Origin of the sequence: Paraburkholderia sp. RL18-101-BIB-B (assembly GCF_046026985.1) — a bacterium.
Classification (GTDB): Bacteria; Pseudomonadota; Gammaproteobacteria; order Burkholderiales; family Burkholderiaceae; genus Paraburkholderia.
In genome coordinates this window covers 99,970-114,727 of record NZ_JARESV010000004.1, presented here as the reverse complement: position 1 = coordinate 114,727, position 14,758 = coordinate 99,970, and the positions used below count along the sequence as shown (strand labels likewise).

Below are 14,758 nucleotides of genomic sequence, written 5' to 3'. Positions count from 1 at the left end.
TCACACCTGCACGGACGGGATGCTCTTCATGCAACGCAAGGCGAACATCGAGCGGCTATGCCGGATGCCGGCGATCTTGTAGAGCTTCTCGCGCAGAAACCGCTCGTAGCCCGCCGTGCCATCGACCGCCACCTTCACCAGATAGTCGTAGTCGCCCGACACGAGATACGCCTCCAGCACTTCGGTCAGCGTCGCCAATTCGGCGCCGAAGCGGGCGAGGGCGTCGTCGTCGTGACGGTCCAGCGTCACTTCGAGCAGGACGATGTCCGCGAAGCCGAGCTTCTGCTGATCGAGCAGCGCGACGTAGCCGCGGATATACCCCTCCGTTTCCAACTGACGCGTGCGATTCCAGCACGCCGTGGTCGACATGCCGACCAGTTCCGCTAGCTCGGCATTGCTGAGGCGCGCGTTCTTTTGCAACTCGCGCATGATCTTGCGATCCTGGTTGTCGAGCGGGCGATTTCGGGTGGTCATGGGCGGTACTGGAAGCTTGTTCTGGAAAATCGCATTCTAAAGGAAGATTGTCCCGACATCGCGCGGGAAGCTCATTGCTTTAAGAAGCCTATCCAGCCTGCGTCCCGGTATATTTTCAGGGTGCATTCATGCCCGGGACAACCGTCCGGGCTGCGGGCCTCGCGCCTGCGGCCTTGCGCGGCCACAAGCTGCCATCCGGTGTCTCGCTGTCTTTCACAGGAGGCAGCACGCAGGCGAATTGCGGCGTTACCAGCGCCGTAAGACGCGCTCGCCGGGCATGGACGCATGTTCCTAACCGAATGCCTGCCAGCATGATCGTCCGCACGACCGGGTTTTTCGATCCGAGCGGATAGCGGCGGGATGTACTGGCATGCCGCAACCACACGCCTTTCGATGCCGATCCCGTTGTACGTTTCATTTCTTCTTGCTTCTCTACTCCTCGTCTATTCCCCCGGTCCCGTCAATGTGCTGACGATGAGTCAGGCACTCAGCGCCGGTTGGCGCGCCGCGCTGCCGTGCGTGTGGGGCGGCACCTGTGCGGTGCTTCTGCAACTGCTCTTTACCGCGTTGTGCCTGAACTCGCTGCTGCTGATCGACGAGCGCGCATTGACCGCGCCGCGCTGGGCCGGCGCGATCTATCTGGTGTATCTCGGTTGCAAGCAATGGCACAGCGGAAGTCTTGCGACGCCGGCCGCCGACGCTCAGCAACGAAGCCTGTTCTGGCGCGGCTTCGCCACCTCGGGGCTCAACCCGAAGACGCTGCTGTTTTTTCCATCGTTCTTTCCGCAGTTCATTAGCGCTCCTTCGAATGTGGCGCACTGGTCCGCGAATCAGCAATATCTTTTGCTGGCCGCAACATTTGCATGCGTGTTTGCGTTGGGCGTGGCGTCGACGGCAATTTGCTCGCACCGCTTGCGCACCGTTTTACACCGGCCGAAGCGGCTGCGCGCCGTGAATCGTTTGATGGGTAGTGTGCTGGTCGGCATGGGCGCGCTGATGGCGGCGGCGCGCTGAGCGCGTCACTGGATCGCGCGGCGAACACCACGCCACGCGTCGCCTTGAAATAAAAGCGACGCGTGGCTCCTTAATCAACTTGGTTTGGTAGGCGCTTTGACCGCGCTCTGTACCGCGACATTGCGATAGACGTCGCGGCAGAATTGCATGCCGCTTTGATGCGCGCCGTTGACAGCCGCCGCGATGCGTACCGTTCCCTCGACATGCTGAGCCGGCGGATTGACGAGTGCGGCGTCGATCGCAAACGGATCGGCAGGCGACGCGCGCATGATGCCGATGCCTTTGATCGTCACGGCAAGGCACGGGTCGGGTAGTTGCGGACCGTGGCTGGCGGCGACGTCGAAATTGATGTTCAGCGTCCAGAAACCCTCGTGAATATCCTGATGAATAATGACGGCTTTCACCACGTCCTGGTGTGACAGCGTGTACTCGTTGCTGGCCATCGGTCCCTCCTTGCCTCGCACGCATTCTGAGCGCACGTGTGCAGATATGGCATTTTGCGCGGACTAGGGAAGGTTAGTTTTACGCGCCATTCCGCGCAGCGCAAGCGGAAAGATAGGTGCCTCGATGACTCGGCGCGCATGCATCGCGCGGACGCGCGAAAGGCGACGCCCGGACGCTGGCGCCGCCTTGCGCGCCGCAGCCGGGTGGGGCTGCGGCGCAGCGGAACGAACCTCGGATCAACTGCGCAAACGAGCAGGTTCTAAGGATTAGTGGAAGATGAGGTACAGGATGACCAGTACGATCAACGGGACGCCAAGCAACCAGCCGAGAAGGTAAGGCATGATGTGATCTCCTTTCGTATCGAGGTTTGAATACGAAGGTGATTGAGCATCCGGCGTGCCTGACGTGTTATCTCAAGCCAGCGGCGGCAGTTCGATGCTGCCGGACACCACGCCGAGCCTCACCCTAAGCAAGTTTGGATCGACGGCCCACGAAAATTTCAAGGCAAATTCTCCCGCAGAACGATGCTAAATTGCACCGGCTTCACGTCGCTCATCGCGTCACGCTTCTCGCGCACGTTGCGAAAAATGCGCAGACAATTTCCCACCATCGCTTGCGGCGTTTGCGTGATCAACGCATCCATGGTGCCGTCGATCAGCAACGCTCGCGTGTCAGGCGTCAAGCCATGACCGACAAACAGAATCTTCTGCTCTGAGCGCGCCTCGACAATCGCGCGCGCCACGCCATCCGATCCGCCGCCGCTGTTGTAAATGCCGGCGAGATCGGGATGCTGCTCCAGCAGCTTGCGTGTCTGCATATAGTTGCGTTCGCTATCGTCGTGTCCCTCACGTAATCCGATCACACGCACTTGTGGAAACGTCGATTCGATCAAATGCAGAAAACCGATCTCACGTTCCTCATGCCCGCGATAGTTGAGGCTGCCCGCGAGCATGGCGATTTTTCCGCTCGGCCGAGGGCCCATGAAGCGCCCGAGCAGCAACGCAGCGGTACGTCCCGCCGCACGATTGTCGATGCCCACGTAAGCCAGCCGCCGCGCATTCGATAAATCCGAAATCAGCGTGATGGCCGGCACGCCCTGGTCCGCCAATGCATTCACGGCGTCGCGCACCACCGGATGTTCGAGCGCCATGAACACGACGCCATCCGCACGCTGTCCGTAGTGCAACAGACGGTCGGCCAGTTCCTTCGGGTTGAAACTCTCGACGTAGTGCACGCGGCACTTCATGTCCAACGCGTTCCACTGATCGTGTGCGAAGTCGATGTAGTCGCCGAGCATGTGCAAATAGCGGTTGGTGCCGGCGGGCAGCAGAAACGCGATGCGCATCGGCTTCGAGGCGGGCACGACGGGCGCCTCTGGCGTGAGCAGATAACCGAGTTGGGCGGCCGCTTGCAACACGCGTTGCGCCGTCACGGCGCGCACGCCTTCGCGGCCATTGAGCACACGATCCACTGTGGCGGTCGAAACACCGGCGGCGCGTGCAATGTCGGGAATGCGGGCGCGCGCGGCGGCGGTGAGGTGAACCGTTTCGGACATAGCGGTCCTTCGGAGAAGGGAATTCCATCAAAAAACATCAAGTTCGCGGTTTGACAGCACTTGCCGCGCACGCCTAGTCTTGCAGCTATCACGCGACGACTCAACACCGGAGACCGGAAATCACGGCGTAGCGAGCAGGCGATGATGGTTTTTGATGGATTCGACAGTCACATCAATTATAAGCAAGGAGACGCTCAAATGACCAACCTCGCGAGACGCACCCTGCTGCGTGCCGCAGCCGCCGTGCCGGTAGCCAGCGCGCTGGGCTTCCCGGCCATCGTGCGCGCGGCGTCCGGCCCGGAGTTCGTGTTCAAGTACGGCAACAACCTGCCGCTCACGCATCCGCTGAACGTGCGCTCGCAGGAAGCGGCCAATCAGATCAAAGAGGCGTCGAAAGGGCGCATGGAGATCCGGATATTCCCAAACAACCAGTTGGGCGGCGATACCGACATGCTCGCGCAGGTGCGTAGCGGCGGCATCGAGATGTTCACGCCGTCCGCGCTGGTGGTATCGACGCTCGCGCAATCGGTTGCGATCAACGCGGTGGGCTTTGCGTTCAGCGACTACAACCAGGTGTGGAGCGCCATGGACGGCAAGCTCGGCGCCTACGTGCGCGCCGCGATGCAGAAGGCCGGGCTCGAATCGTTCGAAAAGATGTGGGACAACGGTTTTCGTCAGACGACCACCAGCACCGGCGCCATCACCAGCGCGCAGAACATGCGCGGTCTGAAGATTCGCGTACCGGTGAGTCCGCTCAGCATCGACATGTTCAAAGGACTCGGCGCCGCGCCGACGAGTCTGCAATTCAGCGAGGTCTATTCGTCGCTGCAAACCCATATCGTCGATGCGCAGGAAAACCCGCTGCCGATCGTGCAGGTCGCGAAGCTCTACGAAGTGCAGAAGTTCTGTTCGCTTACCAATCACATGTGGGACGGCTACTGGTTCGTGCTGAACCCGCGCGCGTGGCAGCGCTTGCCGAAGGATTTGCAGGGCATTGCCAGCGACGCGTTCAACCAGTCGGCGCTCAGGCAGCGTGAAGACGTGCGCAAGCTGAACGACGCGGCGGTCGCGGATCTGCAAAGCAAGGGTCTCTCGATCAACCGTCCCGCGCCGGACACGTTCCGCGCGGCGCTGCGCCAGGCGGGTTTCTACGCCGAGTGGAAAAGCAAGTTCGGCAATCAGGCGTGGGACCTGCTCGAACAATCGGTCGGCAAGCTGGCTTGAGCGTGCTGCATACGGGTGAGCCTGAGACGAAGCGCGGCGAGTCGCCGCGAGGAGACAGCAGGATGTCGAATCACGCATTGAATCCGGCGGACGCGGGCGTGCCGTTGCACGCGGCGAGCATGCCGCGCCGCTGGCTGAGGAGCTTCGATCGCGGCTTGATCGCGCTCGTCGAAGTGTGCGCGGCGGCGCTGCTCGTCGTGGAAATCGTCGTGATGCTCGCGGGCGTGGTGTGCCGCTACGTACTGCATCAGCCGCTCGTGTGGTCGGATGAACTGGCCGGGATTCTGTTCCTGTGGCTCGCCATGCTCGGCGCCGTGCTGGCGTTGCGGCGCGGCGAACATATGCGGATGACGGCGCTGGTCAGCCGACTCTCGCCGCAGCGGCGCGCGTTCGTCGACACGCTGGCGATCGCCGCATCGATCGCGTTGCTTGCGCTGCTGATCGCTCCCGCCTACGACTATGCGTCCGGCGAGGCAGCGATCGTGACGCCCGCCTTGCAGATCAGCAACGCATGGCGCGCGCTCGCCTTGCCGATCGGCGCGGCGCTCATGCTGCTGGTCGGTCTGATCCGTCTCGCCCAGGTGAGCCGCGTGCGCGACGTCATGATCGTGCTCGCAATTACGGCTGTGCTGGCCGCGGTGGCCGTGTTCGCCGGTCCGTGGTTTCAGACGCTCGGCAAAACCAATCTGGTGATCTTTTTCGTCGGCGTGGTGGCGATCGGGATTTTCTCTGGCGTGCCCATCGGCTTCTCGTTTGCGCTTGCCACGTTCGGTTATCTGGGACTCTCGACCTTCACGCCGCTCGAAGTCGTAGTCGGCCGCATGGACGAGGGCATGTCGCATCTCGTGCTGCTCGCTGTGCCGCTCTTCGTCTTCCTCGGCTTGCTGATCGAAATGACCGGCATGGCGCGCGCGATGATCGAGTTTCTCGCAAGTCTTGTCGGTCACGTGCATGGCGGGTTGTCGTTCGTATTGATCGGCGCGATGTATCTGGTGTCGGGCATCTCCGGTTCGAAAGTGGCCGACATGGCGGCCATCGCGCCGGTGCTGTTTCCGGAGATGAAAAAACGCGGTGCTTCCGAAGGCGATCTGGTCGCGCTGCTCGCCACGACCGGGGCACAAAGCGAAACGATTCCGCCGAGCATTGTGTTGATCACGATCGGTTCAGTGACGGGGCTGTCGATATCCGCGCTCTTCACCGCGGGCATGCTGCCGGGCGCGGTGCTCGCGCTGATTCTTTGCGTGGTGGTGTGGTGGCGCTATCGCAAGGAAGACCTGAGCGGCGCGCAGCGTTTCAGCAAGCGGCAGATCGGGCGTCTGTTCATCGTGTCGCTGCCGGCGCTGGCGTTGCCGTTCGTGATTCGCATGGCGGTGGTCGAAGGCGTGGCGACGGCGACAGAGGTGTCGACCATCGGCATCGCCTATTCGATGCTGATCGGCCTGCTGGTGTATCGCCGCTTCGAATGGCGGCGGCTTGGCCGCATGCTGGTGGATGCGGCGACTTTGTCCGGCGCGATTCTTTTCATCATCGGCTGCGCCACGGCAATGGCTTGGGCGCTCACGCAATCCGGCTTTTCGCAGGACCTCGCGCAACTCATGGGCTCGATGCCCGGCGGCGCGTACGGTTTTCTCGCGGTGTCGATTGTCGTGTTCGTGATGCTCGGCAGCGTGCTCGAAGGGATTCCCGCCATTGTGCTGTTCGGGCCGCTGCTGTTTCCCATCGCGCGGCTCGCGGGCGTGCATGAAGTGCATTACGCGATCGTCGTGATTCTTTCGATGGGGGTGGGTCTTTTTTCACCGCCGTTCGGTGTCGGCTACTACTCGGCGTGCGCGATCAGCAAGGTCAATCCCGATGCGGGCATTCGTCCGATTGTCGGGTATATGGGCGCGTTGATCCTCGGCCTGATCCTGGTCGCGGCGATTCCCTGGATTTCGATCGGTTTTCTCTAAGCAGGTCTCTCAAGTTTATTAACAGGTTCGACCTTCGGGCACCGCGTTTTCGCCGCGCCGGGGCGTCGCTCGTCTTTCAACCCCGCAGCATCGGGAGAGTTTTATGAGTCGTTTCTTTGGCGAAATCCGGCAGGCAGGTTATGTGGTGCGGGACATCGAGGCCGCGATGGACTACTGGAGCCGCGTGCTCGGCGTAGGTCCGTGGTTTTACAACGAACGCGTGCCGATCGAGAACTACACCTACCGTGGGCAATCGTACGAGGTGCACAACTCGGTGGCGTTGGCGAACTCGGGACCGTTGCAGATCGAACTGATCCAGACACGCAACGACGCGCCCTCGATGTATCGCGACTTTCTCGCCGCGGGCCATACCGGCTTGCAGCACAACGCGTACTGGACCACGTCGTTCGACGCGGATCTCGCGCGTCTGCAGGAGCAGGGTTTCAAAGTCGCGATGAGCGGCGAAGTGGGGCGCAACGGGCGCTTCGTCTACTTCGATACGGAGAATCATCCCGGCACGGTAATCGAGTTGTCCGAGATCGCCGGGCCGAAGGGCAAGCTCTTCGACATGATCTACGCGGCGTCGCGCGACTGGGACGGCCGCGAGCCGGTGCGCCGCTTTCCCGATCTGGGCACGTTATGAGCGAGACGCTGCAACCGCGCGCCGTCGACGACGATACGCTCGAGGCCGACTATCTGATCGAGACGCCGCTCGATCCCGCACGTGTCGCCGATGTCATGGCCGGCGAGCAATCGAGCGGCACGTTCGTGCGCGTCGCCAACGAATCCGATGCGCTGCGCGCGCGCAGCCGCGCGAGCGTGCTGCGCATCGAGGAACTGGAGGCAGCGGCACAGCCCAGTTTGCCGAACGCATGGCTCGAGCGTCAACGCACACCGGGACCGTGGCGGCGCGCGCGCATCACGCTGTCGTTTCCGCTCGCCAACATCGGCGCGAATCTGCCCACGCTGGCCGCCACCGTCGCCGGCAATCTGTACGATCTCGGCGAAGTGACCGGCATGCGGCTGCTGTCGTTGCGCTTGCCGGCTTCGTACCGTGCGCGGTTCGAGTTACCGCGTCATGGCGTGGCCGGCACGCGCGCGCTGACGGACGTGAAAGACAGGCCGATGATCGGCACCATCATCAAGCCGAACGTCGGCCTAAGCGCGGCGGAAACGGCGGCGCTGGTGCGCGATCTGTGCGAAGCGGGCGTCGATTTCATCAAGGATGACGAAGTATGCGCGAATCCCGCCCATGCGCCGCTGGCGGAGCGCGTGCGGGCGGTGATGGCCGAAGTGCGCCGCTACCGTGAACGCAGCGGCCGTCCTGTGATGGTCGCGTTCAATATCACCGACGACCTCGACGCCATGCGCCGTCACGCGGAACTGGTCGAACGCGAGGGCGGCAGTTGCGTGATGGCGAGCATCAACTGGTGCGGCTTTTCCGCGATCCAGACGCTGCGCCGCGCGACGCCGCTCGTGCTTCACGCGCACCGCAACGGCTACGGCATGATGTCGCGCGATCCGGCGTTGGGCATGTCGTTTCAGGCGTATCAGACGTTGTGGCGACTGAGCGGCGTCGATCATATGCACGTGCATGGCCTTGCCGGCAAATTCGCGCAGAGCGACGCCGAAGTGATCGAGTCGGCACGCGATTGCGCGACGCCGCTCGCCACCGGTTGCGACGATACCGTGCTGCCGGCGTTTTCATCAGGGCAATGGGCCGGCACCGTGCAAGCGACATATGACGCCGTGCGCTCCACCGACCTGCTGTTCATGTCGGGCGGCGGCATTCTCGCGCATCCGGACGGTCCCGCGGCGGGCGTCACGAGCGTGCGCCAGGCGTGGGCTGCGGTGCAGGCGGGCACGCCGCTGCCGGTGTACGCCGAGCACATGCCGGAGTTGCGGCGCGCCTTGGCGTTTTTCGGCAGCCGCACGTGAACATCGCCGGCGGCACGGAGCAAAAGATGAGCGACGAAGCACATAGCAACGGTCCGGCCTACGCCTTCTACGGCGACGACTTCACCGGCGCAACCGACACGCTGGCCCATCTCGCCCGCGCCGGTTTGCGCACCATGCTGTTCTTCGCCCCGCCGGATGCCGCGCGTCTTTCGATGCTCGGCCGGCTCGACGCACTCGGCGTAGCGGGCGCCGCGCGGACCATGCCGCCCGCCACGCAGCGGCAGGAACTCGAGCGTGTCGGCGCCGCCTTCGCCGCGCTCGGCGTGCGGGTGATGCACTACAAGGTGTGCTCGACGTTCGATAGCGCGCCGGAAACCGGTAGCATCGGCGTGGCGATCCGCACGTTGCGCGAGTACTGCGCGAACGAACTCGTCGCGGTGGTTGGCGGTCAGCCGAATCTGCGGCGCTATTGCGTGTTCGGTGAACTCTTCGCGGCAGCCGGCGCGGATGATAGCGCGCAGTCGATCTACCGCATCGACCGTCATCCGACGATGAGCCGCCATCCCGTTACGCCGATGAACGAAGCGGACTTGCGTGTGCATCTTCAGCGCCAAGGTGTGAAGAATGTGCAATCGATCGACTGGCGCTGCTATGCGCACGGCGACGCCGAACTTCAGGCGCAAGTGCAGCACCGGCTCGATTCGAAACCCGACGCCGTGCTGTTCGACGTGCTCGACGATTCGCATCTGCAAGCGATTGGCCGCGTGATCGCGCGTCATGCCGCGGCGTCGGCGCCATTGCTCGCGGTCGGTGCGAGCAGCGTCGCTCAGGCTTATGCGTTGGCGCATGACAACCGCGTTAAAGATGCCACTGCGGAAACCCGAACCATGCCGCTGCTGACTCCCGCGCGCGGCCCCGTATTTGTATTGGCGGGCAGTCTCTCGCCATTGACCGAAGTGCAGATCGGCGCCGCGCAATCCTATCTGCGTGTGGAACTGGACCCGCTGAAAATGACCGGTGACGCCGCCTCCAACTATCTGGCGGAGCGCCTGGCCGCGATAGCCGGGCCCTTGCGCGACGGACGCAACGTGCTGGCTTTCACGACGCGCCGCGCGTCGAGCGAAGGCGGCGCGCTGCCGCAACTCGCGCATGCCTGTGCCTCACTCTTGCAACAGGTACTGGGCGCCGTGCGCTTGCACCGCATCGGCATTGCGGGCGGCGACACGTCGAGTTTTGCCGTACGCGCGCTCGGCGCATGGGGACTCTCGTATCTCGCGCCGTTATCGGCGGGCGTCACAGTGTGCCGTCTCCACGCCGATCGCGCGGAACTCGACGGCATGGAGATCATGCTCAAAGGCGGGCAAATGGGCGACGCGGATCTGTTCGAGCAACTGCTCGAAGGCAACGGCTAACGACCGCGCCGGCATCCGCGAGCGCTTTGGCGACGCCGGAATCAATGCCCGAACTTACTCCCGTGACCAGAGCGACCTGATTCGCGAGTAACTTTTCCATCGCTGCTCCCGGCGTGACAAGGTGGGAATGTGCATCGACCATCCACATAGCAAGGCCGCCGGATATCCATGCAGCGAACTGCACCGATATCCGGCGGCCGACCCGATTCCGAAGAACACGGGCACTACGAAATGCTTAAGCAAGTTGCGGCTATATGACGCCGACGACCAGCAATACGATCACCACGATCACAACGAGGCCTAGACCGCCCGTAGGACCGTAACCCCACGCACGACTGTGCGGCCACGTGGGGAGCGCACCGATGAGCAGAAGAATCAGCACGACTAGAAGAATAGTTCCCAACATATGAATGACCTCCGCCTGGTTGATTGGACCTGCCTTCACGACAGCCGCGCAAGGCACGCCCTGCGGGCGTACCTGCCAAAGGCAGTATCGGTGCCATGATTGAGCAAGCCGCATGCCCAAGGCTAAAAGTCGAGCGGGACACGTTCGAAACCAGTTACATCGCGGTGTGGCGTGCGGCGCCGATACGCGACGCAAGGAGATCAGCGACGAAGGCAATACTTAGCGCCACTGCTCCACAGGTAAAGATCAACGCGTAGTCGTTATGCGTATGCGAGAAGAGGTACGAGTACCCATAGCCGCCGAGCGCCTGGAAGAGCGCGAAGGCTGTCGTCGCGCGACTCCATGCGGCTCGTTGTTCGGTGTGATCGTGCGGCACCAGTTCATGAATGCGGCCGAGCACGAGCGGCACGATGCCTGGCGTGAAGATGCCGAGAATTACGGTCGAGGCGGCCAGCACGAACGAGCTGCCCGAAAACGCGAGCATGGCGACAGCGGCCGCTTGCAGAAGCAGTCCGACGCGATACGCCTTGCCAAAGCCGATGCGATCGGCCACGTTGCCGCAGATCACCGGTCCGGCGATCGCAGCGAGGCCGTACAGCACCCAGTAGTTCGCGCCGATTGCCGCGCCGCGTCCCAGGCCGCGAGCGACATAGTCGACGAGCAGTACCATCGCCGGCACGAGACCGAGGGCGTTCGCCGCGTATTGCGCGTACAGCACGCGCAGGGTCAAGCCGTGAGGGCGCGCCGCGTGATGCGCGCCGGACGGCACGACCGGTGCGGGTGGATTCGTCGAAGGCCAGCCGAACCAGCTCACTACGGTCAGCACCAGTGCCACCGCGCCGAGACCGATCCACGTGGTTTGCAAACCATAGTGAAGCAACTGCGGAATCAATGTGCCGGATGCCGCGATACCCAAGCCGAGTCCAAGAAAGATCATGCCGCTCACGAAGCCACGGCGCGGCGCCGGAATGTGCGGAAGAATCGATGTCGCTACCAGCACCATGATCGCGCCGCCGGAAATGCCCGACAACAAACGCCACGTGAAAAACCAGCTCACCGAAAGCGGATACGCGCAAGCGAAGAAGGCGGCCGTCACCACCGCCATCAGCATGCGCAACGCGCTGCGGTTCGACAGCGCCGCTGCGAGCGGACGGCCGATCAACGCGCCGACCAGATAGCCGGCGAAATTCGCCGCGCCGAGCGTCACCGCTTGCGACGACGTGAACCAGTGCGCCTGGATCAGCGAGGGAATCAACGGCGTGTATGCGAAGCGGGCGAGGCCGATGGCGACGAGACTGCCGCACAGCCCCGCGAGCGTTGCGAAGAGCGCGCGGGCATCGAGTGAGACTGGACTATCGGACGCTATGGGTGCAGCGGACATGACGGTTCCTTTACCGGTGCGCGCTGGTAGCGGCGCTGCCGGATGTCGGTGGGGAAAGCGAAGCGAAGGGGCGCGCCTTGTCAGGCGCCGGGCTCAGACGCCGTTGTCGGTTGCCGGGAGGGCAGGCAAACCGAGCAGCAGCAACACCGGCGCGATCGCGCCGATGAGCAGCGCCTGTTGCGGATTGACGCGCGCGAGAACGCGAACGCCGATCAATGTGGCGAGCAGATGAGTGGCGGCGTCATCGGCGGAAACGACGGTGGTGATTTCGCCGCTCTCGCCGGCCGCAACCACGCAGCGGTAAAAAAACGCGCGGATTTCGGCGAATTCCGTGGCGACGATGTCACGGAATATTTCGTCCTCCGATGTGGTTTCCAGCGCCGAGTTCACCAGCATGCAGCCGCGCTGGGCGGGATCGGCGAGCGTTCGCTCAAGGATCTCCTGGAAAAACATCGTGATGCATAGAGCCGGCGATACGGTGCGTTCCAATCGCCGGATCCGTTCGCGCAAGGTGTGCTCGAGATAATGCTCGAGCGCTCGCAGATACAGCGTGCGCTTGTCGCCGAACGCGTTGTAGAGGCTCGGCTGTGTCAGGCCGGTCGATTTGACCAGGTCGCGCGTGGAGGTCGCCTCGTAGCCCTTCGTCCAGAAGGCCGCGCTGGCGGCTTCCAGCACCTCGTGTTCATCGAATTCGCGGGGTCTTGCCATGGTGAATGTCCTTCCAGCGTCACTGACGACTAGTTCTGTATCAGTCGATATAGAAAGCGATTATATATCGAGTGATACAGAACGCAAGAAGAAGATTCGAGGACGTCCGACGGCGCGCTTACAGTGCGCTGCGGTTTGGGGGTAGGGCGTCGGCGGGCGGTTGCCCGTCCGGTGCGAGTTCGGTGTCCGGATAGCTGATTCGCACGGGGGGCACGAACCACGCGAGACACAGGCCGATCAACGCGGCGGCGCCGGCCACCAGAATGCCGATGTGAATGGATTGCACCAGCGCTTCGCGCGCGGACCTCATCATGGCGTCGCCTGACTGGCCGGCACTCACCAGACGATTGATCAGCGCGGCCTGTTCCGCGCGGTCCACCAACAGTTCAGGACTGGCGAAGGATTTGAACCACTGCGTCGCCTGATAGGAATCGAGTGAGCGATGCACGCCGCGCGAATAGAGATGCCCGAGCAACGCGCCGGTCATCACCGTGCCGAGCATGCCGCCGAACGTCCGCAGTGATTGAAGCAGCGCGGTGGCTGCGCCGACATGATCTCGCGCGACGATCTGCTGCGAACAGACTGTCAGGCTGGTTGCCACCAGACCGAGGCCGAGCCCGCTGATCCCCATGCACGACGCCCACACCAGATGCGGTTCCGTGCCTCGCAGTACGACTACACTGAGACAGGCGAGCGCGGACAGCGCAAAACCGGCGTACATGATGCCGTTCGCGCGGCGGATCCGTGTGACGATACGATTGTTGAGCACGCTGCCTACGGTCGTGCCGAGCAGCAGCGGCGTGATCAGCATGCCGGAGTCATGTGCCGACATCGCGTAGCCGCCTTGAAACAGCAGCGGTACGTAGAACACCAGCGAAAAGAGCGCGAAGCCGCCGAGCACCGACATCGCGAAGAGCGCGGAGAGCTTGCGGTCCATGAGCATGTCAACGGGCACGATCGGATAGCCGATGCGCCGCTCCCATAGCCAGAGAATCAGCCCGCAAGTCGCAGCTACGATGGTCAGCACGACTGTCGTGGTGTCGAAACCGCGCCTCGGAAACAGTTCGATCAGCACTTGCAATGAGCCGAACGTGACCGCGAGCACGAACGCGCCGAGCCAGTCGAGCCGCACGGGCCCCTTGTGCCGCAGGTGAAGCAGCGGCGGCAGAAAGCGTTGCACGAACAGCAGCGATAAGATCCCGACCGGCACGTTGACGAAAAACACCAGCCGCCAGCCGCCGTACTGCGTCAGCATTCCGCCGAGGGTCGGTCCGATCATGTTCGACACGCCGAAGGCGGAGGTGACGAACACCAGCCAGCGCAGCCGCAGTTTCGGATTGGGGAATAGATCAGCGACGGTAGCGAACACTGTGCCGATCAGAATGCCGCCACCGATCCCTTGCAGGCCGCGCGAAATCACCAGCAGCAACATGCTGTTGGCGAGCCCGCACAATACCGAGGCGCCGGTGAACAACAGGATCGCGGCGATCAGAAACCGCTTGCGGCCGAATAGATCGCCCAGCCGCCCGAAGATGGGAATCGTGATGACCGAGGCCAGCATGTACGACGTCGCGACCCACGCGTACAGGTCGAAGCCCTTCAGTTCGGCGACGATACGCGGCAGCGCCGTGCCGACGATGGTTTGATCCAGCGCCACCAGCATCGCGACGAAGGCGATGCCGAGCATCGCAAGCAGCGATTCGCGGAACGGCAGCAGTTGCCCGCTCGGAAGCGGCGCGGCGAGCCCGGCGTTCATGGCGTGCTTACTTGTTACCCGCTGCGGCATATTTGCCGAGGGCGCCGCCCAGTTCTTCGTCGGTCAGGGCTGGGGAGATGTTCATCGTGAGCAGGTCGCCCCATTCGAGCGCCAGCGCCGCCATCGCGCCCGTGTCGTCAGACTCGACGATAGCAACGCCATGCAAGCCGCCGATAGCGTGCCAGCGTCCCAGCAATTTGACTCCCTCCGGCACCCGGCCGCCGGTCTTCATGAAACGTTCGATGACGGAACTCTCGGCGGTCGGCAGACCATTCCATAGGACGATAAATTTCATTGCGCGTCTCCAATCCGAATTGGCGATGCCGGCTCGTGGCGCGCTGCCATCGTCGCTTATGGGTACGGCGCGTCGCGGTTGCGGTGCGCCGTGTTCACTCCTGCGCCCGCAAGCTGTCCGAATAGTGCGTGCTATTGGCGGACAGCGATAAGAAAACCACGTGGCGTCCTAAGCATCATAGGTGAGCGTAGGGCGGGCGGCGTCGCCGCGTGCGGACATTCACCAGGCTAATTGAACAAGC

Annotated in this window: 14 protein-coding genes and 1 pseudogene; 6 read left to right on the top strand and 9 right to left on the bottom strand. The window is 63.1% G+C overall.

The window, feature by feature from the left end; translation table 11 throughout:
• Positions 1-474 carry an Lrp/AsnC family transcriptional regulator gene (locus P0D73_RS08815; protein ID WP_408177297.1) on the bottom strand — a complete coding sequence of 158 codons (474 nt, stop codon included), beginning with the start codon at positions 472-474 and terminating at the stop codon, positions 1-3.
• Between the two features lie 393 nt (positions 475-867).
• Between P0D73_RS08815 and P0D73_RS08810 the strand changes: the two genes are divergently transcribed.
• A complete protein-coding gene (locus tag P0D73_RS08810; RefSeq protein ID WP_408431300.1) occupies positions 868-1,488 on the top strand; it encodes a LysE family translocator in 621 nt (206 codons plus the stop codon).
• Positions 1,489-1,562: 74 nt separating this feature from the next.
• Here P0D73_RS08810 and P0D73_RS08805 read toward each other — a convergent pair whose 3' ends face one another.
• Both P0D73_RS08805 and P0D73_RS08800 read right to left on the bottom strand, forming a co-directional pair.
• Positions 1,563-1,931 (bottom strand): hypothetical protein, encoded by a 369-nt coding sequence (locus P0D73_RS08805; RefSeq protein ID WP_132378912.1) that lies wholly within the window; start codon positions 1,929-1,931, stop codon positions 1,563-1,565.
• A 500-nt stretch (positions 1,932-2,431) separates the two neighbouring features.
• Positions 2,432-3,487 (bottom strand): LacI family DNA-binding transcriptional regulator, encoded by a 1,056-nt coding sequence (locus P0D73_RS08800; protein WP_132378910.1) that lies wholly within the window; start codon positions 3,485-3,487, stop codon positions 2,432-2,434.
• Positions 3,488-3,685: 198 nt separating this feature from the next.
• Here P0D73_RS08800 and P0D73_RS08795 point away from each other — a divergent pair, with 198 nt between their 5' ends.
• The 5 genes from P0D73_RS08795 to P0D73_RS08775 all read left to right on the top strand — a co-directional run bounded on the left by P0D73_RS08795 (position 3,686) and on the right by P0D73_RS08775 (position 9,971).
• Entirely contained in the window at positions 3,686-4,711 is a 1,026-nt protein-coding gene (locus P0D73_RS08795; RefSeq protein WP_408314344.1) for a TRAP transporter substrate-binding protein, read from the top strand.
• A gap of 62 nt (positions 4,712-4,773) precedes the next feature.
• Positions 4,774-6,660 (top strand): TRAP transporter large permease, encoded by a 1,887-nt coding sequence (locus tag P0D73_RS08790; RefSeq protein WP_408314342.1) that lies wholly within the window; start codon positions 4,774-4,776, stop codon positions 6,658-6,660.
• A 103-nt stretch (positions 6,661-6,763) separates the two neighbouring features.
• Positions 6,764-7,303 (top strand): VOC family protein, encoded by a 540-nt coding sequence (locus P0D73_RS08785; protein ID WP_408430929.1) that lies wholly within the window; start codon positions 6,764-6,766, stop codon positions 7,301-7,303.
• Positions 7,300-8,598, top strand: a complete 1,299-nt coding sequence (locus P0D73_RS08780) for a ribulose-bisphosphate carboxylase large subunit family protein (RefSeq protein WP_408430926.1) — start codon at positions 7,300-7,302, stop codon at positions 8,596-8,598. Before P0D73_RS08785 ends, P0D73_RS08780 begins: the two co-directional genes overlap by 4 nt.
• 26 nt (positions 8,599-8,624) lie before the next feature.
• Positions 8,625-9,971, top strand: coding sequence for a four-carbon acid sugar kinase family protein (locus P0D73_RS08775; RefSeq protein ID WP_408430923.1), 1,347 nt, complete (start codon positions 8,625-8,627; stop codon positions 9,969-9,971).
• Here the strand turns inward: P0D73_RS08775 and P0D73_RS08770 are convergent.
• From P0D73_RS08770 to P0D73_RS08745, 6 genes and pseudogenes are all read right to left on the bottom strand, one after another.
• A pseudogene (locus P0D73_RS08770) lies at positions 9,967-10,071 on the bottom strand (sugar dehydrogenase); the annotation flags it as partial. The gene P0D73_RS08775 and the pseudogene P0D73_RS08770 overlap by 5 nt on opposite strands.
• A 150-nt stretch (positions 10,072-10,221) precedes the next feature.
• The gene (locus P0D73_RS08765) at positions 10,222-10,377 is read right to left on the bottom strand and encodes a DUF3309 family protein (RefSeq protein WP_012429014.1); all 156 of its coding nucleotides are present in this window, start codon (positions 10,375-10,377) and stop codon (positions 10,222-10,224) included.
• A 154-nt stretch (positions 10,378-10,531) separates the two neighbouring features.
• Positions 10,532-11,758 (bottom strand): YbfB/YjiJ family MFS transporter, encoded by a 1,227-nt coding sequence (locus P0D73_RS08760; protein ID WP_408430920.1) that lies wholly within the window; start codon positions 11,756-11,758, stop codon positions 10,532-10,534.
• 93 nt (positions 11,759-11,851) lie between these two features.
• Complete coding sequence (locus tag P0D73_RS08755; RefSeq protein WP_408430917.1) at positions 11,852-12,466, bottom strand: TetR/AcrR family transcriptional regulator; 615 nt, start codon at positions 12,464-12,466, stop codon at positions 11,852-11,854.
• A 118-nt stretch (positions 12,467-12,584) separates the two neighbouring features.
• Positions 12,585-14,222, bottom strand: a complete 1,638-nt coding sequence (locus P0D73_RS08750; RefSeq protein WP_408430915.1) for an MFS transporter — start codon at positions 14,220-14,222, stop codon at positions 12,585-12,587.
• Positions 14,223-14,229: 7 nt separating this feature from the next.
• A complete protein-coding gene (locus tag P0D73_RS08745) occupies positions 14,230-14,517 on the bottom strand; it encodes a DUF3303 domain-containing protein (protein ID WP_132378894.1) in 288 nt (95 codons plus the stop codon).
• Positions 14,518-14,758 lie beyond the last annotated feature (241 nt).